Source organism: Bradyrhizobium sp. CCBAU 53340 (genome assembly GCF_015291645.1).
GTDB lineage: Bacteria > Pseudomonadota > Alphaproteobacteria > Rhizobiales > Xanthobacteraceae > Bradyrhizobium.
Map to the genome: position 1 here is coordinate 6958583 of NZ_CP030055.1, position 20476 is coordinate 6979058.

22 protein-coding genes are annotated in these 20476 nt (G+C 64.3%); 8 read left to right on the top strand and 14 right to left on the bottom strand.

All coding sequences use genetic code 11. The features are described from left to right. The first annotated feature begins 178 nt into the window (after nt 1–178). Complete coding sequence (locus XH89_RS32980) at nt 179–361, top strand: hypothetical protein (protein WP_188105566.1); 183 nt, start codon at nt 179–181, stop codon at nt 359–361. Here the strand turns inward: XH89_RS32980 and XH89_RS32985 are convergent. The 3 genes from XH89_RS32985 to ykgO form a co-directional block, all read right to left on the bottom strand. Next, the gene (locus XH89_RS32985) at nt 358–618 is read right to left on the bottom strand and encodes a hypothetical protein (RefSeq protein ID WP_194464467.1); all 261 of its coding nucleotides are present in this window, start codon (nt 616–618) and stop codon (nt 358–360) included. The two genes, XH89_RS32980 and XH89_RS32985, sit on opposite strands and share 4 nt — an antisense overlap. Nucleotides 619–743: 125 nt before the next feature. Next, nucleotides 744–1382, bottom strand: a complete 639-nt coding sequence (locus tag XH89_RS32990; protein ID WP_194464468.1) for a tetratricopeptide repeat protein — start codon at nt 1380–1382, stop codon at nt 744–746. A 119-nt stretch (nt 1383–1501) separates the two neighbouring features. Next, the gene (ykgO, locus tag XH89_RS32995) at nt 1502–1627 is read right to left on the bottom strand and encodes a type B 50S ribosomal protein L36 (protein ID WP_006611362.1); all 126 of its coding nucleotides are present in this window, start codon (nt 1625–1627) and stop codon (nt 1502–1504) included. 341 nt (nt 1628–1968) lie between these two features. Here ykgO and XH89_RS33000 point away from each other — a divergent pair, with 341 nt between their 5' ends. Continuing rightward, a complete protein-coding gene (locus tag XH89_RS33000; RefSeq protein ID WP_092288720.1) occupies nt 1969–2853 on the top strand; it encodes an amidohydrolase family protein in 885 nt (294 codons plus the stop codon). Between the two features lie 31 nt (nt 2854–2884). On the opposite strand, the gene XH89_RS33005 is transcribed toward XH89_RS33000, so the two are convergent. From XH89_RS33005 to XH89_RS33030, 6 genes are all read right to left on the bottom strand, one after another. Beyond that, a complete protein-coding gene (locus XH89_RS33005; RefSeq protein WP_194464469.1) occupies nt 2885–3232 on the bottom strand; it encodes a hypothetical protein in 348 nt (115 codons plus the stop codon). A gap of 233 nt (nt 3233–3465) precedes the next feature. After that, a complete protein-coding gene (locus XH89_RS33010; RefSeq protein ID WP_194464470.1) occupies nt 3466–3735 on the bottom strand; it encodes a hypothetical protein in 270 nt (89 codons plus the stop codon). 137 nt (nt 3736–3872) lie between these two features. After that, nucleotides 3873–5411 carry an efflux transporter outer membrane subunit gene (locus tag XH89_RS33015; RefSeq protein WP_246767685.1) on the bottom strand — a complete coding sequence of 513 codons (1539 nt, stop codon included), beginning with the start codon at nt 5409–5411 and terminating at the stop codon, nt 3873–3875. Between the two features lie 7 nt (nt 5412–5418). Next, a complete protein-coding gene (locus XH89_RS33020; protein ID WP_194464471.1) occupies nt 5419–8523 on the bottom strand; it encodes an efflux RND transporter permease subunit in 3105 nt (1034 codons plus the stop codon). Continuing rightward, the gene (locus XH89_RS33025; RefSeq protein ID WP_194464472.1) at nt 8516–9742 is read right to left on the bottom strand and encodes an efflux RND transporter periplasmic adaptor subunit; all 1227 of its coding nucleotides are present in this window, start codon (nt 9740–9742) and stop codon (nt 8516–8518) included. The genes XH89_RS33020 and XH89_RS33025 overlap by 8 nt, the downstream gene beginning before the upstream one ends. Nucleotides 9743–9866: 124 nt before the next feature. Continuing rightward, nucleotides 9867–10226: a hypothetical protein gene (locus XH89_RS33030; protein ID WP_194464473.1), complete on the bottom strand. Its 360-nt coding sequence runs from the start codon at nt 10224–10226 to the stop codon at nt 9867–9869. A gap of 402 nt (nt 10227–10628) precedes the next feature. Between XH89_RS33030 and XH89_RS33035 the strand changes: the two genes are divergently transcribed. Both XH89_RS33035 and XH89_RS33040 read left to right on the top strand, forming a co-directional pair. Beyond that, complete coding sequence (locus tag XH89_RS33035) at nt 10629–11369, top strand: haloacid dehalogenase type II (protein ID WP_194464474.1); 741 nt, start codon at nt 10629–10631, stop codon at nt 11367–11369. 21 nt (nt 11370–11390) lie between these two features. Next, on the top strand, nt 11391–11858 hold the full coding sequence (locus XH89_RS33040) for a YbaK/EbsC family protein (protein ID WP_194464475.1): 468 nt from the start codon (nt 11391–11393) through the stop codon (nt 11856–11858). Between the two features lie 6 nt (nt 11859–11864). On the opposite strand, the gene XH89_RS33045 is transcribed toward XH89_RS33040, so the two are convergent. Further along, on the bottom strand, nt 11865–12209 hold the full coding sequence (locus XH89_RS33045; RefSeq protein WP_194464476.1) for a hypothetical protein: 345 nt from the start codon (nt 12207–12209) through the stop codon (nt 11865–11867). A 319-nt stretch (nt 12210–12528) separates the two neighbouring features. Here XH89_RS33045 and XH89_RS33050 point away from each other — a divergent pair, with 319 nt between their 5' ends. After that, a complete protein-coding gene (locus XH89_RS33050; RefSeq protein ID WP_194464477.1) occupies nt 12529–12786 on the top strand; it encodes a hypothetical protein in 258 nt (85 codons plus the stop codon). 157 nt (nt 12787–12943) lie between these two features. Here the strand turns inward: XH89_RS33050 and XH89_RS33055 are convergent, their stop codons facing one another. Further along, nucleotides 12944–13879: a LysR family transcriptional regulator gene (locus XH89_RS33055; RefSeq protein ID WP_194464478.1), complete on the bottom strand. Its 936-nt coding sequence runs from the start codon at nt 13877–13879 to the stop codon at nt 12944–12946. Between the two features lie 107 nt (nt 13880–13986). Between XH89_RS33055 and XH89_RS33060 the strand changes: the two genes are divergently transcribed. Beyond that, nucleotides 13987–14685 (top strand): pirin family protein, encoded by a 699-nt coding sequence (locus XH89_RS33060; protein WP_194464479.1) that lies wholly within the window; start codon nt 13987–13989, stop codon nt 14683–14685. A 141-nt stretch (nt 14686–14826) separates the two neighbouring features. Further along, nucleotides 14827–15426, top strand: a complete 600-nt coding sequence (gene wrbA / locus XH89_RS33065; protein ID WP_194464480.1) for an NAD(P)H:quinone oxidoreductase — start codon at nt 14827–14829, stop codon at nt 15424–15426. A 112-nt stretch (nt 15427–15538) separates the two neighbouring features. Here wrbA and XH89_RS33070 read toward each other — a convergent pair whose 3' ends face one another. The 3 genes from XH89_RS33070 to XH89_RS33080 all read right to left on the bottom strand — a co-directional run bounded on the left by XH89_RS33070 (nt 15539) and on the right by XH89_RS33080 (nt 19278). Continuing rightward, the gene (locus tag XH89_RS33070; RefSeq protein WP_194464481.1) at nt 15539–16684 is read right to left on the bottom strand and encodes a GNAT family N-acetyltransferase; all 1146 of its coding nucleotides are present in this window, start codon (nt 16682–16684) and stop codon (nt 15539–15541) included. 133 nt (nt 16685–16817) lie between these two features. Further along, nucleotides 16818–18170 carry an O-antigen ligase gene (locus XH89_RS33075; RefSeq protein ID WP_194464482.1) on the bottom strand — a complete coding sequence of 451 codons (1353 nt, stop codon included), beginning with the start codon at nt 18168–18170 and terminating at the stop codon, nt 16818–16820. A 40-nt stretch (nt 18171–18210) separates the two neighbouring features. After that, nucleotides 18211–19278: a glycosyltransferase gene (locus tag XH89_RS33080; protein ID WP_194464483.1), complete on the bottom strand. Its 1068-nt coding sequence runs from the start codon at nt 19276–19278 to the stop codon at nt 18211–18213. Nucleotides 19279–19570: 292 nt separating this feature from the next. Between XH89_RS33080 and XH89_RS33085 the strand changes: the two genes are divergently transcribed. Further along, complete coding sequence (locus XH89_RS33085; protein ID WP_194468704.1) at nt 19571–20473, top strand: glycosyltransferase; 903 nt, start codon at nt 19571–19573, stop codon at nt 20471–20473. Nucleotides 20474–20476 lie beyond the last annotated feature (3 nt).

Sequence of the window (20476 nt, forward strand, 5' to 3'; positions counted from 1 at the left end):
GAGCGCGATGGTACACAAGCCTCGGACCAGCTTCATGCAGCCGTCATCGCAGCTTCCATATAATCGCCACGGTCGGTTCCGCCATCTAGACGCGGATGGGCGCCGATCCCTCCTCGCAGCCTCAGGGGATGCGGGAAAGACCGGCAGGATGTCCTGGTTTGAACCGGAGGATTTTTCGATGAGCTTCAGATCGAATGACACCGCAATCGACGAGATCGTCGCAAGCTGCAACGGCGACTTGCGCGGAGCCGTGCGGGCGCTGCTCCTGATCAACGAGCACCTCGAGAGCGAGCTCGCAAAGGCCTATGCGGCCGCCGCCGACCGCGGTCTCGCCGAACGCGGCACCAGCGTCCTGCACTAGCCCGCCTCGTCCTCGGCCTTTTCCTCGTCGGGCGTGAGCGCTGGACAGGCGCGGATGGTCGAGCGGGCAAGCTTGGCGTCGTCCTTGGATTTGTAGGGACCGTCGCCGAACCAGATGTCGCCATAGATGACCGGATTGCTGGTCACGATGTCGCATTTGCCGGTGGCGCGATTGCCGACCACCCAGAACAGTCCGTCGGCGAGGCTCAGCGTTCCCGACGCCAACAGCAAGCTACCAGCAAAGATCAGACGCTTCATGGCTTTCGCTCCTGCCATGCAGGTAGGCCTGCCGCGGCCGCGACAATAGTGCTGGCGCCATGGTGGTTCCGATCGTGGTTAATCGGCAGGCGCTGCAATCGCTCGGGAAATGATCAACTTGTCCGCTAGATGTCGCGGCCTTCGATCTTCTCGGTCAGAGACTTCACCCGGTCGGGGATATTCTCCAGGTGCGGATTGACGGCAAGCGCCTTGCGGTAGGCCTCGAGCGCGCGCTTCTCGTCACCGACATCCTGCATGATCATGCCGAGGCCTGCGAGCGCGCCGAAATGACGGGGCTCGCGGACCAGCACCTCGCGGATGTCGGCGAGCGAGCGGCCATAGTCGTTCTGTATGTAATAGAGCGCGGCGCGCCGATTCCAGGCCTCGAGATAGTCGGGCCGGAGCTTGATGACGGAATCCAGAATCTTGATCGCGACGTCGATCTTCTGCGCATCGACCGCGGCCTTGGCCCGCGCCATCAGAAGCGCTGCGGTGTCGCTCGGGGTCTGCAGCCAGATCGCCCAGATCCGCGCCTCGACATGCTTGGCGCTGGCATCGTCGGGGGCGGCCTTCAGCGCGCCAAACAGGAAATCGAGATTCTTGGCGCGGTCGGCCTTGGGCAGCTTGGCCGGCGCCTCGGGCAGCTTCTTCTGCTGCTTCGCCGGTGGAGCCGGACCATCCTGCGCCAGCGCCGGCGCGAGGCCTGCGGCTCCCAAAACCAGAGCCAGGCACAGCGTACGCGCGATAAGGAATCTCACGGTCATCGTGAAAGTCTAAACGCGCAAAGCCGCCCTTGCAAAGCAAAGGCGGCGTCAAACTCGTGTGAGACCGTGGTCTTGCGGGAACGCGCGACGGCGCGGCCGGGGCAGATCAGCCGCTCGGCTCAGCCCTGGCGAGCCTTGAAGCGGCGCTGCACCTTGTTGATCACATAGACCCGGCCCTTGCGGCGGACCAGGCGGTTGGCGCGATGGCGACCGCGCAGCGACTTCAGCGAGTTACGGACCTTCATGGCAGAATCCTGAACGTTCGAAAGGCCGTGTTCGGCACTACCGTTTCGGCACGCGCGAATGTGGCAAAATGAGACCTTTCCCGCTGGCGGACCGGCCGCCCGGGATGTGGCGGTTCTTAAGGCATGGCGGGAGGTCATGTCAATGTTAACTGGCCGGTTCCCAACGAGCAAATCGCGAAAACAACCCCATGCACAGTAGATGAGGCCGGATCGGTCCGATTCGGCACGTCCGAGGCTAAGCCCGGCAAAGACGTGTGCGCGCTGCGGTTTCCCCACCAGCAACGCCTTGCCAAATTCGTTATATCATATAATCAATTCGGCAACCCGTCGGGAGGACACCCATGCCGAAGCTGAAGCTGCCTGATATCGACAAAGTCGTCGCCATCGACATCCACACCCATGCCGAGGAGCCCTGCGGCTGCCATCCCGACGATGGCTACGACGATTTCCAGGCGCAGATGGCCGAGTATTTCAAGTCGCCCAACAAGCATCCGCCGACCGTGCCGGAGACCGCGGCCTATTACCGCGCCAAGAACATCGCCGCCGTGATCTTCCCCGTCGATGCCGAGCGCGAGACCGGCTTCCGCCGCTACAACAATTACGAGATGATCGAGGCCGCCTCCGACCATCTCGACGTCCTCATCCCCTTCGCCTCGATCGACCCGCACAAGGGCAAGCTCGGCGCGCGCGAGGCGCGCAAGCTGATCGAGGAATACGGCGTGCGCGGCTTCAAATTCCACCCGACCATGCAGGGCTTCTACGCCAACGACCGCATGGCCTACCCGCTCTACGAAGAAATCAACAATGGCGGCGCGATCGCGCTATTCCACACCGGCCAGACCGGCGTCGGCTCGGGCATGCCCGGCGGCATGGGCATGCGGCTGAAATATTCCAACCCGATGTACATGGACGACGTCGCGGCCGACTTCCCCGACCTCAAGATCATCCTCGCCCACCCCTCCTTCCCCTGGCAGGAAGAGGCGCTGTCGGTCGCGACCCACAAGCCGAACGTCTATATCGACCTCTCCGGCTGGTCGCCGAAATATTTCCCGCCGATCCTGGTGCGCTACATCAACTCGATCCTGCAGGACAAGATGCTGTTCGGCTCGGACTGGCCCGTGATCACGCCGGACCGCTGGCTGTCGGATTTTTCCAAGATCGAGATCCGCGACGAGATCCGGCCGAAGGTGTTGAAGGCCAACGCGCGGAAGATTCTGGGGATCTAACGCGTGTCGGCGCGCGACGCCATCGTTGTCGCTAATTTCGCGGCGATGGCTGCGGCGACGGCATCGCGGCAGGTTGCTGCGACGCCGGAGCAGAAGGTTGCTGCTGCGGTGCTGTGAGCGGCTGCGGATCGCCGCCACCGTGCGGGACGCACGTCCCGACGTTGCTGAGCAGCCGTTTGGCTTCGATATCGCGGGCTTTCTTGTAATCCCTGCGCCGGTCGATCCTTGCCGCAGCCGTACGATCCCACGCATCGAACGCGTCAGCGTAGTGCTGCCGCATCTGCTCCTCGGCAGAGAGGCAGTCACTGAACTTGTCGAACACAAGATCGGTGTTGACCGGTGAGACGCCACCTACCAGGACGACCAACATCCACTTCATCGCGCCCGCCTATGTTCGTGCCCGCTAACGGGAACGGAAAGGCGCCGGCAAAGTTCCGAGCGGAGCAGAGGCGCTGGCGATTATGCGCAGGGGCAATTGCGATGGGAGAGCACGTCCCCCATGGCCATCGTTCGAGACGCCCGCCGGTGGCGGGCCCTCAGGATCAGGACCGAGTGTACGGCCGTCGCTTTGACGCGCGCCGATGCGGCTTGGCTTCATCCTGAGAGCCTGACTCAAAAAGCAGAGCTAGATCCCCATATCCGCCTCAGTCCGCAGGCGGTGAGCCAGGCCAGAACGAGGGGAAGGATCACGATGACGGCGATCGCACCCCGATGGACCACGAAGAAGACAGTAGCGCCCGCACATGTCGGGTCAGCCGTGAAAGAGCAATAAAGCTTCCAGGCCGCGAGCCAGGTTTCGTTCCAGGATGCGAGCAGACCACTCGCGACCACCCAAATCACTGACGCCAACAGGCCGAGACGTTGCCAGCGCTTGATTTGCATGCTCTCGCTCCCTGGCGCCGCTCGCCCGTTGTGGCCGAGGACAAGCCGGCCAGATATATCCGGTCAGCATGGAGGATGGGTAGAGCAATGCGATCCCATCGCTTGGTATCGGCTCTGTAGGCAGGTGCCGAGCCTCGCTACTGCAGCACGTCGGAAATCGTTAGCGGTCGCTCCGGCTCGACATCCGATCTGTTCCACCAGCCGCCGCCCAGCGCCTGGAACAGCGCAACCGTATCGGCGTAGCGCGCCGCGCGGGCCTGCACGAGGCTCACCAGCGCCTGCTGATAGGTCTGTTGCGCGTTGAGCAGCGAGATGTAGTTGATATCGCCGAGCTCCAGGCGGTGCCTCGAGATTTCGAGGCTTTTGGCCGCCGCCTTCTCGGAGGCCGCGGCTTTTTGCAGAGCGACCGCGTCGGCCTGGATTGCGCGCAAGCTGTCGGCGACATTCTGGAACGCGGTGATCACCGTCGAGCGATACTGCGCATCGGCCTGGTCAAAAGTCGCCTTCGCCGCGAGCTCGCGATGCAGCAGCGTGCCGCCATGGAAGATCGGCTGCGTGGCGACGCCGGCGACGTTCCAGAAATTGTTGCCCGGCGTAAACATCTGATCGACTGCAATTGCGGTGCTGCCGGCGCTTGCGCTTAACGTGATGTTCGGCAGTCGGTTGGCTATGGCGACGCCGATCTGCGCGCTCGCGGCATGAAGGTTGGCTTCCGCCGCGCGAATGTCGGGCCGCTGCTCGACGAGCCGCGACGGCAGACTGACCGGCAAGTCGCGCGGCAGCCGCAGGCCCGACAGCACGAATTGCTCCGACAGAGCCTGGCTCGGAAAGCCGCCGATCAACGCGGCGATGAGGTCGCGCTGTTGCGCGAGCTGCTTGCGCAATGGCGGTAGCGCCTGCTCGGACTGCGCCAACGCAGCTTCCTGCGCCACCACATCGGCGTCGGCAACAGCGCCGAGGCCGCGCTGCTTGCGCAGCAGGTCACGAATGTCGGTCTCGATCTTGATGATGCTTTGCGTCGCCGCGATCTGGCCGCGCAACGAGGCTTCCTGCACCGCAGCTCCGGCAAGATTCGAAGTCAGCGTGAGGTATGTCGCCTCCAGCGCAAAGCGTTGCGAGTCCGCCTGCGCGGCAAGCGCCTCGATCGAGCGGCGTGTGCCGCCGAACACGTCGGGGGAATAGGAGACATTGAGCTGAGTGGTGAAGAGATTGAAGGTCGGCGCGCCGGCGCCAACGTCGGACGGGCTGCCGATCGCCGGCAACTGTCTGATGCCGCCGACGTTGGCATCGACCGTCGGAAACAGCGCGCCCTGCTGGGCATAAACGTTCTCTCGGGCGACGCGGAGCGCTGCCTGCGCCGCCTGGAGGTCGGCATTGGCCGCCAGCGCCCTCTCGACCAGTGTGTTCAGCGCGCGGGAATGAAACAACGTCCACCATTGGCCCGGCAGATCGCGCGTCGAGTCGAATCGCTGCGCCGCTCCGGAACCAGCGCTGGCCGCGGCGGTGCTCGTGAGCGGCTCCGGCGTGTAGCCGGTCACATCGGGCGGCGGAGGGGTGACGAAATCAGGTCCGACGGCGCAATCGGCGAGCAGCAGTGCAAGCGCCAGCGCCGACACTGCCTTGCCCGCCGCGCGTCGCGCACAATACCTTCCGATGAGCGCACGCCCTCGCATCATGAATTGCTCAACTCTCGTTAAGGGCAGCGCGGCTCGCTGCCTCCGCGGCGCGGCGTTCGGCGCGTCGCTCGATCGCGAAATACAGTGTCGGAATGATGAACAGCGTCAGCAGGGTCGCCGGAACAAGGCCGCCGGCGACCACGGTGGCGAGGCTGCGCTGCACGTCACTGCCGACGCCGGCGGCGAGCGCCGCCGGCAGCATGCCGGCGGTCGCGACCGCGGCCGTCATCAGCACCGGCCGCAATCGCTCGCTCGCGCCGGTCACAACCGCATCTCCCAGAGACAGCCCCTGCTCGCGCATGCGATTGAGGTTCGCGACCATGATGACGCCGTTCATGACCGCGACCCCGAACAGCGCGATGAAGCCGACACCGGAGGCGACGTTCAGCGTCGTGCCGGTGAGATGCAGGGCCAAAAGTCCGCCGAGCGTCGCCAGCGGCACCACACAGATCACCAGCAACACCTGCCGCAATACTCCGAACTCGGCATAGAGCAGCACCATCATGGCGCCGAGCACCATGCCGAGGATCAGGCGGAAATGCGCCTCGGCGCGCTGCTCGCCCTCGAACTGCCCGCCCCAGACGATGCGGTATTTGGACCGGTCGAACGACACCTTCTGGTCGATGTCGCGGCCGAGCTCTTTCACCAGCGCGATGGGATCGCGGTTGCGGTAGTTGAATTTCACGAGGAGATATCGCTGATCCATCTCGCGATTGATCATGCTCTCGCCGGTCTGGAAGCCGATGTCGGCAATTTGCGACAGCGGAATGAGCGCGCCATCGCTGGAGGTGAGCACGAGGCTCTTGATTGCCTCGGGACTCTCGCGCGCATCCGGGCTAAAGCGAACGCTGACGTCGTAGTGCCGTTCGCCGATGAAGACTTGCGTGACCGCGCCGCCGCCGATGCCGGTCGAGATCAGGTTGGCTACGTCGCCGACATTGATGCCGAAACGCGCCGCAGCCTCCCGGTTCACCTTGATCGAGATCTGCGGCAGCGGCGTGTACTGGTCGATCGAGGCGTCGCTGACACCTGGCGTCTGGTTCAGAACGCCGATGATGTCCTTGCCGATCCGCTTCAGCTCGCCGAAATCCTCGCCGAAGACTTTCACGGCGAGCGAGGAATGCGGGTCAAACACCTTGTCCAGCACGCTGTCGATGATTGGCTGGCTGACCGCAATTTCGAAGCCGGGCTCCTGGTCGAGCCGCGCCTTGATGTGGCGAACCAGCTCGGCCTTGGTTTCGCCGGCCGGCCAGCTCCTGTAGTCGCGCAGGCCGATCGCAGCCTCCATATGCGACGGCGTCCATGGGTCGGTGCCGTCGTCATTGCGGCCGATATGGCTGACGATATACGCGACCTCGGGGAAGCCGTTCACGATGCGGCGCAGGTCGGCGACCATGTCGGTCGCCTTGCGCAGCGAGATACCCGGCGGCAGCTCGGCATGCAGCCACAGCGCGCCCTCGTCGAGCTCCGGCAAAAATTCGCGCCAGACGGTGGACCCCAGGATGACGATTGCTGCGGCCGCGGCGGCGCTGAGCGCGTAAACGATCCGCGGACGCGCCAGCGAGCCCTGCAACGCGCCGCGATAGCGCTGCTCGAGCCGCTGCAAGACCATGTTGTGGAACAGGCGGCGCGGCCGGCGCCACGCGAGATAGGCAAGGCCCGGCGCGACCAGCAGCGCGAACGCCAGTGCACCGAACTGCGTGTAGCCGACCGCGTAAGCCAGCGGATAAAACAGCTTTGCCTCGATCCGTTGCAACGCGAATAGCGGCAAATAGGTGGTGATGATCACCGCGGTGGCAAAGAAGATCGGCCGCGCCACCTGCCGCGCGGCGTCGCGCACGTCGGCCTCGCTGAGCGGCTGCTCCGGCCGCGCCTCGCGGCGGCGCAGGATCGCTTCCACCATCACGATCGAACCGTCCACGATGATGCCGAAGTCAATCGCCCCGAGCGACAGCAAATTCGCCGAGATGCCGGTGTGGCGCATCAAGATGAACGCGACGACCATCGCGAACGGAATGGTGGTGCCGACAATCAAGGCGCTGCGCGGGCTGCCGAGAAACAGGATCAGGATCACCAGCACCAGCGCGATGCCGGTCACCACCGTCGTCGCGACCTTCTCGACCGTGGCATTGACCAGCTCCGAGCGATCGAGATAAGGCACGATCTGCACGCCATCGCCCTTCAGTCGCGCATTGAGCTCCTCGATCTTCGCGTGTACGCCTTGCAGCACGCGCGACGGGTTTTCGCCACGCAGCAGCAGCACGGTGCCTTCGACGACGTCGTTGAGGCCGTCCTTACCGACAATGCCGTGGCGCTCCTGGTTGGCGAGCTTCAGCTTTCCGAGATCGCGCACAAAGATCGGCGTGCCGTTGTGCTGTGTGACGACGATGTTGCCGAGATCGTCCAGCGTCTGCACCAGGCCGATGCCACGAATGACATAGCCGAGCTCGCCGCGGTTCAGCACGCTGCCGCCGGCGCTGGCGCTGTTGGCCGAGATCGCGTCGGTGACATTCTTGAGCGACAGGTTGAAGCGGACGAGCTGTTGCGGGTCGAGCTCGAGCTGGAATTGCGTGGTGACGCCGCCGAAGCTCGAAACGTCTGCGCCCCCCGGCACCTGCTTGATGGCGGGGATCACGGTCCACTGCTCGATCTCGGATAGCTCCCGCAGGTTCTTGGTGTCGGACTGAAGGATGTAATAGAGGATCTGGCCCGTCGGCGACGACAGCGGATCGAGACCCGGGGTCAATCCCGACGGCAAGGTCGCGTCCTGGATCCGCTCCATGATCCGTTGCCGTGACCAATAGTCTTCTATGCCATCGCGAAACACCAGCGTGATCAGCGACAATCCGAATGTCGAGCGCGAACGCATCATGGCAAGCCCCGGGGTGCCATTGAGCTCGCGCTCGAGCGGAATGGTGACCTGCTGCTCGACCTCCTCGGCGGCAAGACCCGTCGCCTGGGTCACCACCTGCGAGGCGGTGTCGGCAACGTCGGGATAGGCTTCGACCGGCAACTGGGTCCAGCAGTAGGCGCCGTAGATCGCGACGATGATGCAGATCATCGCGACGACAAGACGCTTTTCGAGCGCCAGCGTGACCAGCCGGTCAATCACCGAGCAGCACTCCTCCTTTGACCACGATGCGATCGCCAGGCTTGATGCCTTTCGCAATGAACGCCTGCTCACCCTGCTGGAACGCGATATCGACGGTGCGCGGCTCGAACTGCCACGGGGAGGTCTCGACATAGACCTGCGTCAAGTCGTCCTTGAGCAAGAGCGCGCTGGTTGGCGCGATCGCGAGCGTCCGGCTGCCGGCGTGGAATGTTGCGGTCGCAAACATTCCCGGTCGCAGCCGGCCGTCGGAATTGTCGAAGGCGATGCGGACCTTCGAGCGCCGGGTGTCAGCATCGAGCACGTCGCTGACGAACAGCACATTACCGTGCCTGATTTCGTCGGGGTAAGCGACGAGCCGGACGTCGACCGGCTGGCCTTTGACGATCTGTGCGATGTCCTTCTCCGGCACGTTTGCCGTGACCCAGACGCTGGAGAGATCGGAAACCGTCAGCAGGGCCTGGGTCGAGTCGTTCCAATAGGCACCGGGCGCAACGCCGAGATCAGTCACGCTGCCGTCCATCGGCGCCACCACGGTCACGGTGCGCGACTTGTTCGGCGTCTCGGGATCGATGCCGATCTGTTTCAAGTGCGCGGTGGCGCGCTGGTCCTCGACCTCCGCGGTCGCGTAGTCGGTTTCGGCTTGCTGCAAATCCTTCTCGGCAGCGCCGCCGATCTTGGACAGGCCGCGCTGGCGGTCGCGGTTCTTCTGCGCCAATGCCAGCAGGGCCTTGGCGCGATCGTAGTCCGAATAGGCCGCGGCGAGATCAGGCGAGTCGATCACGAACAGCGGCTGGCCGGCCTTGACCTGCTCGCCGAGCGTGACCTTCAGCTGGGTGACGCGGCCGGCCAGCGGCGGCGCCACCTTGATCAGACGGGCCGGATTGACTTCGACCACGGCGGGCAGCGCAAGATCACGAGGAACCTCGCGCGCGACGACGGATGCGATCGCGAGCTTGCCCCGCACTGGCGAACCATCGGGTACCGCGACGGCGTCACCCGAGTGGATCAGCGCGGCCGGTTTCACGGTCGCGTCGGGACGGCCGGGGGTACCGCCGACGAAGCGATAGAGGGCGACGCCGATCAACAGCACCACCACCAGCGCAGCGATACCTTTTGCGCGCGACGGTGCAGCGGCTACGCGATCGCGGCCGGCGGGTTCCGCTGTGGCCGGAAACGAATCGTTTGGGCCAGCGGGCTTGGAATGGGAATCGACGAGCATGTGGCGTCTCGTCCGAATGGAACTTGGAAAGGCACGCGCAAACGAAAGCGTTTGACGCGAAGCCGGCTCAATCGTCTTGGGAAGCGCGTTTTGACAGCAAACGCCGCAAGGCGCGGCTCCGCCTTCAGGCGACGGGCGGGCCGCGGGCCTGGAATGACGCTGGCGGCTCGGCCCCCGCGGACAGCTCGAGGCGTGGCTGCAGGACCAGGAAATCGACCGCGAGCGGCAGGGGCAGCTCCGGGGCGACCGATGGCGCCGATATGGCGCTGAGCTGGATCAGCGCGCAGGTCGGACAATCGATATCCGCGAGTCCGTTATGGTTCGGACCTTGCGGCGCCGTGCTGTCCGACTGTGAGGTTTGCACTGCAAAGGCGAGCGCGGCGGACGGTGCGTGTACGTGGCCGAACGTCAGCATGAGCTGCAGCGTCAGCGCGATCAGCGCGAGACGACCACCAAACTGCCTGTTGGTTCGGAACCAGCGCATCGACCGCCTGTGATCCCCTTAGAGATTGACGCCCCCGGGCGCGTGCAGGCGATTAGCTTGGGCAGGCTTTTCGGTTGCTGTCAATCTCCGTCCCCAATTGCGCTCACGATTTGGCGCGCTTATTTGCGGGTTTGGCACGGAGTCCATGGTACAAAACGGCAAGGTCTTCGGAATGTCCGAGGTGGGCCCAAGAGCTGATGTCAGCAGCTTGATCGCTCGAAGTCAGTTCATCCCTTTGAGGCAGACATATGAGTCGGTATCATCGAGGGCCGTCAGAGGCACCAACCAAGAGCGGAAACTTTGAGAGCAAGGTTCTGACCAGAAATCCTTTGGTCGCCTGACGTTTATGCGCACTCCCCAAAGCAGAGGTCTTGTAACCCCAACGGCCCGAAAGGACAGCCCATGAGCATCAAAGCCGTCGTGTTCGACGCCTACGGGACGCTCTACGACATCCAGTCGGTCGCTGAGATCACCGAGGATGCGTTTCCGGGCTATGGCGAGATCATCACGCAGGTCTGGCGGATCAAGCAGCTCGAATACAGCTGGCTGCGCTCGCTGATGCGGCGCTACCAGGATTTTGCGGCCGTGACGCGCGACTCGCTGGCCTATACGCTGCGCGTGCTCGGGCTTGCCTATGAGACCGACGCATTCGAGCGCGTGATCGAGAAGTACCTGCATCTCGATCTCTATCCGGATGCGACCACCGCGCTCGCGGCCTTGAGGCCGCGAAAGCTTGCCATCCTGTCCAATGGCAGCCCGGACATGCTGAACGCGCTAGTGCGCAATTCCGGCCTCGATCGCCTGCTCGATGCCACCATCAGCGTCGATGCGAAGAAGGTCTTCAAGCCGAGCCCGGAGGCCTATAAGCTGATCGGCGAAGTGCTCGGCACTGCGCCTGAGGAGGTACTGTTCGTCTCCTCCAATCCTTGGGACGTCGCCGGCGCAAAATCATTTGGGCTCAACGTCGCCTGGATCGAGCGGGTGACGCCGGAGGCGATGGCGCTGGCTTGCGTCGAGAACGAACTCGTGGCACCGCTGACGATGTTCAGGGCGATCCGCACCCAGATGGACGAGCTCGGCCTTGCGCCGGATTATCGGGTTCGTTCGCTATCGGAGCTGCCCGCCGTTGCCGCCCGCCCGTAAGTCCTCGATGAGCCAACTGGAATGAGCCTGGAATCCGTTCGCGCCTTTTTCGCCGAGAAAGCCCCCGACATCTCTGTCATGGAATCCCCGATCAGCTCGGCGACCGTGACGCTGGCCGCCGAAGCCTATGGCGTCGAGCCCGGCATGATCGCCAAGACTCTGTCCTTGCGCGTCGGCGAGCGCGTGATCCTGATCGTCGCCGCCGGCACCTCGCGCATGGACAACAGGAAGGTGAAGGCGCAGTTCGGCGGCAAGCCGAAGATGCTGGGGCTGGAAGAGGTCGCCGACATCACCGGCCACGAGGTCGGCGGCGTCTGCCCGTTCGGGCTGAAATCGCCGCTGCCGGTCTATTGCGACATGTCGCTGAAGGCGTTCGAGGTCGTGGTGCCGGCCGCGGGGTCGACCCACAGCGCCGTCCGCATCACACCGGATCGGATGGCTGAGCTGACCTCGGCCGAATGGGTCGATGTCTGCGAGCACAAATCCTAGACGACGCTAGTCATCGTCGTCATAAGGCCGCGGCTGCACCTGTTGGGGCGGCGGCGCATTGTTATAGCGCGGCGCGGCATGGTTGCGGGGGACCTGCTGCTGCGGCGGCATCTGGTTGTTGGACTGGAACACCGCACGGCACCCGCTGGAGAGCTGCGGTGTGTTCTCTCGCAGACAGGCGGTGATGCGGCTCACATCCGGAATCTGGTCGCTGCACAGGCGCCAGACGTCGGGCGTGCAGGCCATCTGCTGCTCCATGGTTCCGCGATATTCTTCGGCGAATGCTGCGCTCTGCGCGGCGATGCCGCCGATCGCAAGCGCCACACCCAGCGCAATCCGCTCTGTTCGCATGATCGTGATCCTTCCCGAGTCGGGGGAATTCTTCTCAATCAATGAGGCGGGAGCCGGTTCTGAACCAACAACAAAATGTGAAAGCTCCTCTGGAACCTATTGAACCTGCCGATATTCTTGACCGCCGCAATCAGCCGCGCGCTGTCGGCCGCCACGACGTCCGAGAACGCCGGCGCATCCTGATCGGCGACGAGACTGCAGTCGTCATCGCGTCCTCCATATGATCGACACGGACAAGCCGTTCACGAAGCGTTAGCCATGTTCGCCCCGGCGCGGAACGCTTCCCTGCCCCCTCCGTTGGCCCACCAAGGAGTGCGCCATGGGACAACTCGCGACCATCGACGTCGCCCTGGACGAGATGCTGGTGAATCTTGCAGCGATCGTCCTGCGGCTATCAAAACCCGAAATCACGCGAACGCCGGAGGCGCGGCGCGCCCTGACGCAATCCGTGCATCAATATGCGGTGTGCGCGGCGCGCTCGACCGACCCGCGCGTACATGAGTTGAAGTCGCAGTTGGAGAAGACGCTCAAGCCGAGCCTGCGCATCGTCGCGATCGACGGGGTGATGGTGTCGTAGGCGGGTCCATGTCATTGCGAGGAGCTCGCGACAAAATTGCGGAGCAATTTTGCGCTGATGCGACGAAGCAATCCAGAATCCCTCCGCGGAGATATTCTGGATTGCTTCGCTGCGCTCGCAATGACGAGCCGACGGAGCCGTGCCCACCTTACCAATGCTACCCCGCCTTCCCGCCCTTCTTCGGCCGCCGCTTGCAGGTACCCGGCAACTTCGCTGCGAGAAAATCGCTGAGCGCTTCGACGCGCGCGGGGCGCGGGCCGCCGGGTGGAGTGACGAGGTGCACGGCGCCTTCGGCCTGCTTCCAGTCTTTCAGGATCACTTCGACGGCGCCGGAGGAGATGGCCTCGCCGACGATGAATTCGGGCAGCTCGGCGATGCCGAGGCCCGATAGCAGCGAGGGCATCACGGCTTCGCCATTGTTGACGCGGAGCTGGCCGCCGGGCCGAACGCTGGCCTGCTCACCGGCGGAATTGGTGTAGTGCCAGACATTGGGCGTCGAGAGATAGGCGTAAGCGAAGCATTTGTGCTCGGCCAGATGCATCGGATGCGTCGGCCGGCCGTGCTTCTTGAGATAGGACGGCGCCGCCACCGTGAAGCGCGGCATGGTGAAGAGCCGGCGCGCGATCAGCGAGGAATCCGGCAGCCGCGCGATCCGCACCGCCATGTCAAAACCTTCGCCGATCAGATCGACAGTCGCATCGCTCAAATGAAGATCGACCGAGACCTCCGGATAGGTCTCGAAAAACTCCGGCAGCAGCGGCGCCACCGCCTTGATCCCGAACGTCATGGGCACCGCGAGCCGCACCAGGCCGCGTGGCGCGACCGACTGCGCCAGTGCCTCGTTCTCGGCCGCTTCACCATCGGCGAGCAGGCGCGTGGCGCGATCGGCGAGCTTGTGGCCGGCGTCGGTCAGCGCGAGGCGGCGCGAGGTGCGGTTGAACAGCCGGGCGCCGAGACGCTCCTCCAGCCGCGTGACCGCCTTCGACACCGTCGCCTTGGACATCGCGAGCTCGCTCGCAGCTCCCGCAAACGACCGCAATTCCACGACTTTTGCGAAGATCGCGAGCGCCTCGAAGTCGGGGAGTTTGGCCATGGGTCGATCCGTAGGGTCACTTCAGGAAACAATGCGTTTCAACAGTTTCTATTTCTATACCACAGGCGGAGGCTTATCCAAGCGCCATCAACCAAGGAATGACGCAAATGATCGAACTCAGACCTTTCAACGAGCTTGGCGGCGCCGATCACGGCTGGCTGAAGGCAAAACATCATTTCTCCTTCGCCAGTCACTATGACCCGAACAACATGGGCCACGGCGCGTTGCGGGTGTGGAACGACGACGAGATCGCGCCGAACACCGGCTTTCCCGCCCATCCCCACGCCAACATGGAGATCATCACCTATGTGCGCGAAGGCGCGATCACCCATCAGGACAGTCTCGGCAACAAGGGCCGTACTGAGGCGGGCGACGTGCAGGTGATGAGTGCCGGCAACGGCATCCGCCACTCCGAGTACAATCTGGAGCCGACCAGGACCCGGATCTTCCAGATCTGGATCGAGCCGACGTCGCGCGGTGGTCAGCCGACCTGGGGCTCGAAGCCGTTTCCGAAGGCGGACCGCTCCGGCAAGCTCGTCACCATCGCAAGCGGCATCGCAGGCGATACCGACGCGTTGCCGATCCGCGCCGATGCGCGGGTGCTCGCCACCACGCTGAAGGCCGGCGAGAGCGCAGAGTACGAGCCGCAGAAGGCGCGGCACCTCTATCTCGTCCCGGCGGCAGGCGCAGTCGAGATCAACGGCGTGCGCGTCAATGCACGCGACGGCGCCGCGATCCGCGACGAGGAAAAACTGAGGATCACGGCGCTGGAAGACTCCGAGCTCGTGCTCGTCGACGCCGCGTAACGACACCTCAACTCGTCATGCCGGCCTTGAGCCGGGCATCCATCGCCTTCGTAAGACGCGCGACGGATTGCCGGTCAAGCCCGGCAATGACAGCGAACAAGACAACTCAACCCGGCAAATCTGCATCCAACGGAGACCACCATGACCAAAGTTCTCGTCCTCTATTATTCCGCCTATGGCCATATCGAAGCGATGGCCAATGCCGTCGCTGAAGGCGCGCGCGAGGCCGGCGCCAGCGTCGACATCAAGCGCGTGCCTGAGCTGGTGCCGGCCGAAGTCGCAAAGGCCTCCCACTACAAGGTCGACCAGGCAGCACCAATTGCCAAGATCGAAGACCTCGCCAATTACGACGCGATCATCGTCGGCACCGGCACGCGCTTCGGCCGCATGGCCTCGCAGATGGCGAACTTCCTCGACCAGGCCGGCGGGCTCTGGGCCAAGGGCGCGTTGCACGGCAAGGTGGGCGGCGCCTTCACCTCGACCGCGACCCAGCATGGCGGGCAGGAAACGACGCTGTTCTCGATCATCACCAACCTGCTGCATTTCGGCATGGTCGTGGTCGGCATGAACTACGGCTTCGCCGGCCAGATGAAGCTCGACGAGGTCACCGGCGGTGCGCCCTACGGCGCCACCACGATCACCGGCGGCGACGGCAGCCGCCAGCCCAGCGCCAACGAGCTCGCCGGAGCGCGCTATCAGGGCCGCCAGATCGCCGAGACCGCGAAAAAGCTGCACGGCTAAATTCACGGCTGACCTAGACGCGACCCGGGCGGCATTTTCTCAAGGGAATGCCGCCCCTTCTCCGGGAGCAGAAACCCCAGGACTTAACGACACGCGGGACTCAGGCCTAATTCTAGCGCGCGCCCTTGCCCATCGCCCGCGCCGCCAAGGCGGCGAGCCGCGGATAGCGGCGCAAGCCCTGCGCAGCATGATCGCGCAAGACGAAGGGCAGCCCACGCCAGGACAGGGCGACGCTGGCGTCGGTCAGCGGCACCGGCTCGGCGCCGAAGCGGTGCTTGTAGTCGTGGTTGCCGATGCTGAGATCAAAGCGCCGCACGCCCTGCGCATGCAACGCCGCCATGGTGCGCTCGGTCACGAGCAGACCCGGCGAGCAATTTGCCCACGGCTTGCCAGCATGGCCGATCCGCAGCAGGTAATAGGTCGCGCCATATCTAACGCCGAGCGTGGTGGCGACGATGCCCTCGTCGCAGACCAGCGCGGAGATCACCGCATAGCCTTCCGCAACACCTTGGCGGGCCACCTCGCGGTAGAAGTGGGCGTGAGCCCCGTCGTTGAGGACGAACCGCGAGCCGAGCTGCCGCATACGCTCCTGCTGCTGCAGGTCCATCACGTCGAGAAGTTCATGCGCACGAGCAACGTCGGTCGCGAGCTCGAACCGTGCGCCGGCGTGCCGGCTGAACACGCGCCAGCAGCGCGGCATCTGCATGCGCTTGATCGACGCCTGATAGGCAGCATAATCGTCGCCGATCAGCACGAGATTGCCGTTGAGCGAGCAGGAGCCGAGCCGGCCGAGCGACACCAGCGGGTTCGGCCTCGCGCCGACATAGGCCGGCATCTTCTTGAGGCGCAGCAGGTCGAAACGATCAGGCAAGGTGCGCAAGGCATCGACCAGCGCGGCGCCGATCGCCTGTGCGCTGGCCGCATCGAAACTCTCGTCACGGGCGAGGATCGGCGCGTTGTTGTCGGAGACACCGAGATCGGCAAACTCGACGACGCGGATACCGCGCCGCGTATGGGTAAACATCGGCACCATCGCGATGTCGCTGCCGGTCGTCGCATCGGTGATGACGGCGATCAGCGGCGCGACGGCATGAAAGGCCTCGTACCAGGCGCCGAGCCAGTAACCATGTTGGAACGCGGTGCGACGGCCGTCGTTCAGGCGCAACGCGGCCTGCCGCCAGTCGCGCAAGAAATCAATCGAGATCCCCGCCGTGCTGGACACGCGACCGTCTAACTGCTCGACGCTGAGAAACGCCATTTGCTGGGCATACGATTACTGAACATGTCCAGATAGATTATGTTTTGCCGCAGACCACAAGTTATGTCGCCGCTTATCGTTAAATCGATACCGTCCTGTCGCACGCATGGTCTCCCGCCCCGCGACCGCGTGGTCAGCGGCGAGGTTCCATTTCTGCGACGCATTGGAACCTGGCCAGGAAATGCAGGCCGGCGACCGCGAGGGCGAACATGAACCAGACCGGATTCTGCCGTTCGAGCAGGAAGGTCTCGGTCGTCCCGAAATACAGGCCGAACAGCCAGATGGTCAGGAACAGCTTGCCCAGCGCGTTGCTGCGATTGTGCGCCTGGGTCTCCTGGAAATTGCGCAGCGGCGCCCAGACGAAGATGAGAACGACCAGCAGCAGGCCCGGCAGGCCGATGGTGACGGCGAGGTCGAGATAGCTGTTGTGGCTGTGAGCCGCAGTCACCGCCCATTCGGAGCCCTTGGCGGTCTGCCGCTCCGTCACGTCGTCCCAGAAAGCAGCATAGCCGTGCCCGGTCATCGGCTTTTCCGCCACGGCGGCGAGCGCGAATTCCCAGATGTCGGAACGGCCGGTGAAGGTGGGATCGATCGGAAGCATCCGCGTGATGCTGCCGAGCACCGGGCTCATGACGCTGCCGACCGTCAGCAGGTTCATCACGATCAGCGGCGCGAAGCAGATGATCCGCTTCAGCCACAGGCTTCGCGTGACGTAGACCAGCGAGGCCAGGGCATAGATGGAAAGGCACAGCACCGACGAGGTCTTGCCGCCGGTGAAGATCAGGAAGATGCCGGCCAGTATGGCGATCGCGGGCCCCATCACGAAGGAGCCGGCGGCGGAAAGGTAAATGCCGACATAGACCAGGATGGTCATCACCGGCGACGCCACGTTCTTGTGGCCAAAACTGCCGCGCCAATCGCCGGCGAGCTGCGGCTCGGTGATGTCGAGCGCGCTGTGGATCGAATATTGCGGGGCGAGGATGACACCGAGATAGCATACAACCAGCAGCAGGAGCGCGGCGACGCCGAGGCAGAGGTTGAAGCTTCGCTGCGTCGGCGGTAGCAGCAGCAGGATCACCGCGAGCGAGGTCACGCTCGCCGCGAGCACGAAGCGCTGGATCGAGACATCGCGGCTCTCCGACAGAACGACATTGATCAGCATCCAGCCGACGAGGCAAAGATGCAGGGGCGTCACCAGCGTCTTCAGCGAGGGCGCATCGGTGGCAAGCACGAACAGCACGCCAACCGCAGCGAGCAGGCCGAACGTGACGTAGTTCAGCGCCATGCGCCCGCCGACGACATTGGCGACGTCCTCGCTGCGCAGGTCGGGAAACGGATCGAGCGTGATCATGACCAGCAGCACGGCCGCCACCGCGATCAGGCAGCGCGCCACCTGCACGACGTTGAGCCCGGCAAGCTCCCCGCGCAGCGCATGGCCGAACGAGCGGGCCTCGACGTCGGTCATGTCTGCGGCGCTGCGATCCATGCCTCGAGGCCATACGGGACGATGGGGGACCCCGACAGGTCTAGCCCATCCCCGTTAACCATCCGTCAACCAGCATGCCGGCGGCGGCAGGAACCTGGCTCTGTCGCGCGACGCTGCGCGCGATCTCGTAATATTGCAGCGCGCGCTGCTCCAGCGTGAGATTGTCCAGGATATAGCTGCGCGGATCGAATTTGCCGGCGGTGCAGCCGGCCCAGAAATCAGACCAGCGGTCCTCGAAGCCGGCGCGGTCGGTGAATTTGAGCCCGCAGCGATCATCCCAATAGGGCACCGATGACACCGGCTCGAACTGCACCCGGTGCGGATAATAGTCGGGATCCGGCCAGGGGCCGCCAGGATCCCAGGCAAACACCGGCACGCCGCAGGACAGCGCCTGCTGATAGGCAATGCCCTGGCTCTCGTTCTGGCACAGGAAGATCATCGCGCGCGAGCGCGCCAGCGCAGCCTGGTAATCCTCCTCCTTGTAGCTGCCGTAACGCAGCTCGGTGAACGAGCGGCCTTCCCTAATCAATCGCGCGCGAACCGGCTCGACCAGCTCGGACACGTGGCGGTCGCGGTCCCAGCTCACCTTGTCGTAGAGCAGGACGTCGATGGTCTTGTCGCGCGGTCGCGACGGCGCCCACAGATCGGTATCGATGCCCACGGGCCAGGCTTCCGTGTCAGGCCAATGCGGCCGGTACATCTCGGCGTACCAGTCGCCGGGCACCAGGAATTTCTTGACCGGGAGGCGCTTGAACAGGTCGGGATCGTCGAGCGGATGGTTATACGCGGCAACGCCGAGCAGGATCGGATTCTTCCATGCGAACTTGTCCAGCAGGAAGGCGCGGCCGATGATGCACGCCACCTCTTCCGGATGCTCCGCGATATAGCGGTAATCATTGACGCGGTAGCGGATGCCGAGCCGGTCGAGGCCTGCGCACAGATTGAGGAACACGCGGAGCTGACCGCTCATGCGCGGCTCGCCGAACAGCATCCTGCGCGCCATGCGCCGCAGATGGCGGTCGCCGGGAAACCAGCGATCGTCCTTGTCCTCGTAGAAAAGGTTGAGGACCATGTCGTCGGGATCGTAATCGAATGTCTTTGCGGGCACTTGCATCCATCCGCGGCATCAAGGCCCGCATTCTCGCATGCGACCGGCCACTGCACCTCTCGAAAGCTGCGACAGACTTAACGCCGCAGGGTTTAACGCTAATCTACGAAACCGCCAGCGAGACGGCCTTCGCAACAACGATTTGATCGTTATGCCTGTATCATTCGCGGCGACCTCACGACGCCGCCCGGTTAACGAAACCTTAAAGACGACGAGCCATCGCTTGACCCTCGCCGACGCCACGCTCGAAGCACCGACCGCAGCGCCTGCGGCGACGGATGCGCGTGCGACGATGTCCTGGGTGTCGGTCATCATCCCAGCGAAGAATGCCGCTTCCTATGTCGGCGAGACCATCGCAAGCGCGCTGGCGCAAGATGGCGTCACCGAGGTGATCGTCGTCGACGACGGATCGACCGATGACACCGTGGCCATCGTACGCTCCAACCACGATCCCCGCCTGCGCCTTGCGACGAATGACGCTTCCGGCGTATCGGCCGCGCGAAACCTCGGCGCACGAGGCGCGCGCGGGAACTGGTTGATGTTTCTCGACGCCGATGACCGCCTGCGGCCCGATGCGGTGGCGGCGCTGCTGGCGGCGGCAAAGGCCGCGCCGCACGTGGTGCTGGTCTATGGCGACTACAACACGATCGACAGCGCGGGCCGGACGATCGGCCGCCGCGGTCTGCTGAAGGGACGCCTCAAGCCCTCCGGCCACGTGCTGGGGCGGCTTGCCAGCGGCAATTTCATCGTCAACGGCGGCATCATGCTCATCAGCGCCGACGCCTTCCGCGCGATCGGCGGCTTCGACGTCTCGCTCCGCTATTGCGAGGACTGGCATTGCTGGTGCCGGCTCGCCGCAACAGGCGCGTTCGCCTATGTGCCAAAGCTTCTGCTCGACTATCGCCTGCACACGGCCAACACGATGAATGCAGCGCTGCGGACGCCGCAGGATTTCTTCCCGGCGGTCGCGCGCGTATTCGGCGACGAGCTGATCCTCGGCAGGCTGCCATCAGGCGCAGCGCCCCGATTGCGTCAGGCGGCTGAAGTCCATCTCGTGACCTATGCGGCGACGCAGGCGGTCCGCTTCGGAAGATATCGCGAGGCGCTTTCCTATCTCGGCATGGTCGGACGGCGCTCGCTCAGGGCGATGCCGCGATCCGCGGTCAAGGTCGCGCTGTCCTGTTTCGGCATCTAGCCG

Bases quoted from the DNA above. Each gene is read 5' to 3' on its own strand.
- XH89_RS33085 (WP_194468704.1), top strand. From the start codon at position 19,571: ATGTCCTGGGTGTCGGTCATCATCCCAGCGAAGAATGCCGCTTCCTAT.
- XH89_RS32980 (WP_188105566.1), top strand. From the start codon at position 179: ATGAGCTTCAGATCGAATGACACCGCAATCGACGAGATCGTCGCAAGC.
- XH89_RS33050 (WP_194464477.1), top strand. From the start codon at position 12,529: ATGGGACAACTCGCGACCATCGACGTCGCCCTGGACGAGATGCTGGTG.
- XH89_RS32990 (WP_194464468.1), bottom strand. From the start codon at position 1,382: ATGACCGTGAGATTCCTTATCGCGCGTACGCTGTGCCTGGCTCTGGTT.
- XH89_RS33070 (WP_194464481.1), bottom strand. From the start codon at position 16,684: ATGGCGTTTCTCAGCGTCGAGCAGTTAGACGGTCGCGTGTCCAGCACG.
- XH89_RS33045 (WP_194464476.1), bottom strand. From the start codon at position 12,209: ATGCGAACAGAGCGGATTGCGCTGGGTGTGGCGCTTGCGATCGGCGGC.
- XH89_RS33030 (WP_194464473.1), bottom strand. From the start codon at position 10,226: ATGCGCTGGTTCCGAACCAACAGGCAGTTTGGTGGTCGTCTCGCGCTG.
- XH89_RS33060 (WP_194464479.1), top strand. From the start codon at position 13,987: ATGATCGAACTCAGACCTTTCAACGAGCTTGGCGGCGCCGATCACGGC.
- ykgO (WP_006611362.1), bottom strand. From the start codon at position 1,627: ATGAAGGTCCGTAACTCGCTGAAGTCGCTGCGCGGTCGCCATCGCGCC.
- XH89_RS33075 (WP_194464482.1), bottom strand. From the start codon at position 18,170: ATGGATCGCAGCGCCGCAGACATGACCGACGTCGAGGCCCGCTCGTTC.
- wrbA (WP_194464480.1), top strand. From the start codon at position 14,827: ATGACCAAAGTTCTCGTCCTCTATTATTCCGCCTATGGCCATATCGAA.
- XH89_RS33000 (WP_092288720.1), top strand. From the start codon at position 1,969: ATGCCGAAGCTGAAGCTGCCTGATATCGACAAAGTCGTCGCCATCGAC.
- XH89_RS33010 (WP_194464470.1), bottom strand. From the start codon at position 3,735: ATGCAAATCAAGCGCTGGCAACGTCTCGGCCTGTTGGCGTCAGTGATT.
- XH89_RS33040 (WP_194464475.1), top strand. From the start codon at position 11,391: ATGAGCCTGGAATCCGTTCGCGCCTTTTTCGCCGAGAAAGCCCCCGAC.
- XH89_RS33015 (WP_246767685.1), bottom strand. From the start codon at position 5,411: ATGATGCGAGGGCGTGCGCTCATCGGAAGGTATTGTGCGCGACGCGCG.
- XH89_RS33055 (WP_194464478.1), bottom strand. From the start codon at position 13,879: ATGGCCAAACTCCCCGACTTCGAGGCGCTCGCGATCTTCGCAAAAGTC.
- XH89_RS32985 (WP_194464467.1), bottom strand. From the start codon at position 618: ATGAAGCGTCTGATCTTTGCTGGTAGCTTGCTGTTGGCGTCGGGAACG.
- XH89_RS33025 (WP_194464472.1), bottom strand. From the start codon at position 9,742: ATGCTCGTCGATTCCCATTCCAAGCCCGCTGGCCCAAACGATTCGTTT.
- XH89_RS33035 (WP_194464474.1), top strand. From the start codon at position 10,629: ATGAGCATCAAAGCCGTCGTGTTCGACGCCTACGGGACGCTCTACGAC.
- XH89_RS33005 (WP_194464469.1), bottom strand. From the start codon at position 3,232: ATGAAGTGGATGTTGGTCGTCCTGGTAGGTGGCGTCTCACCGGTCAAC.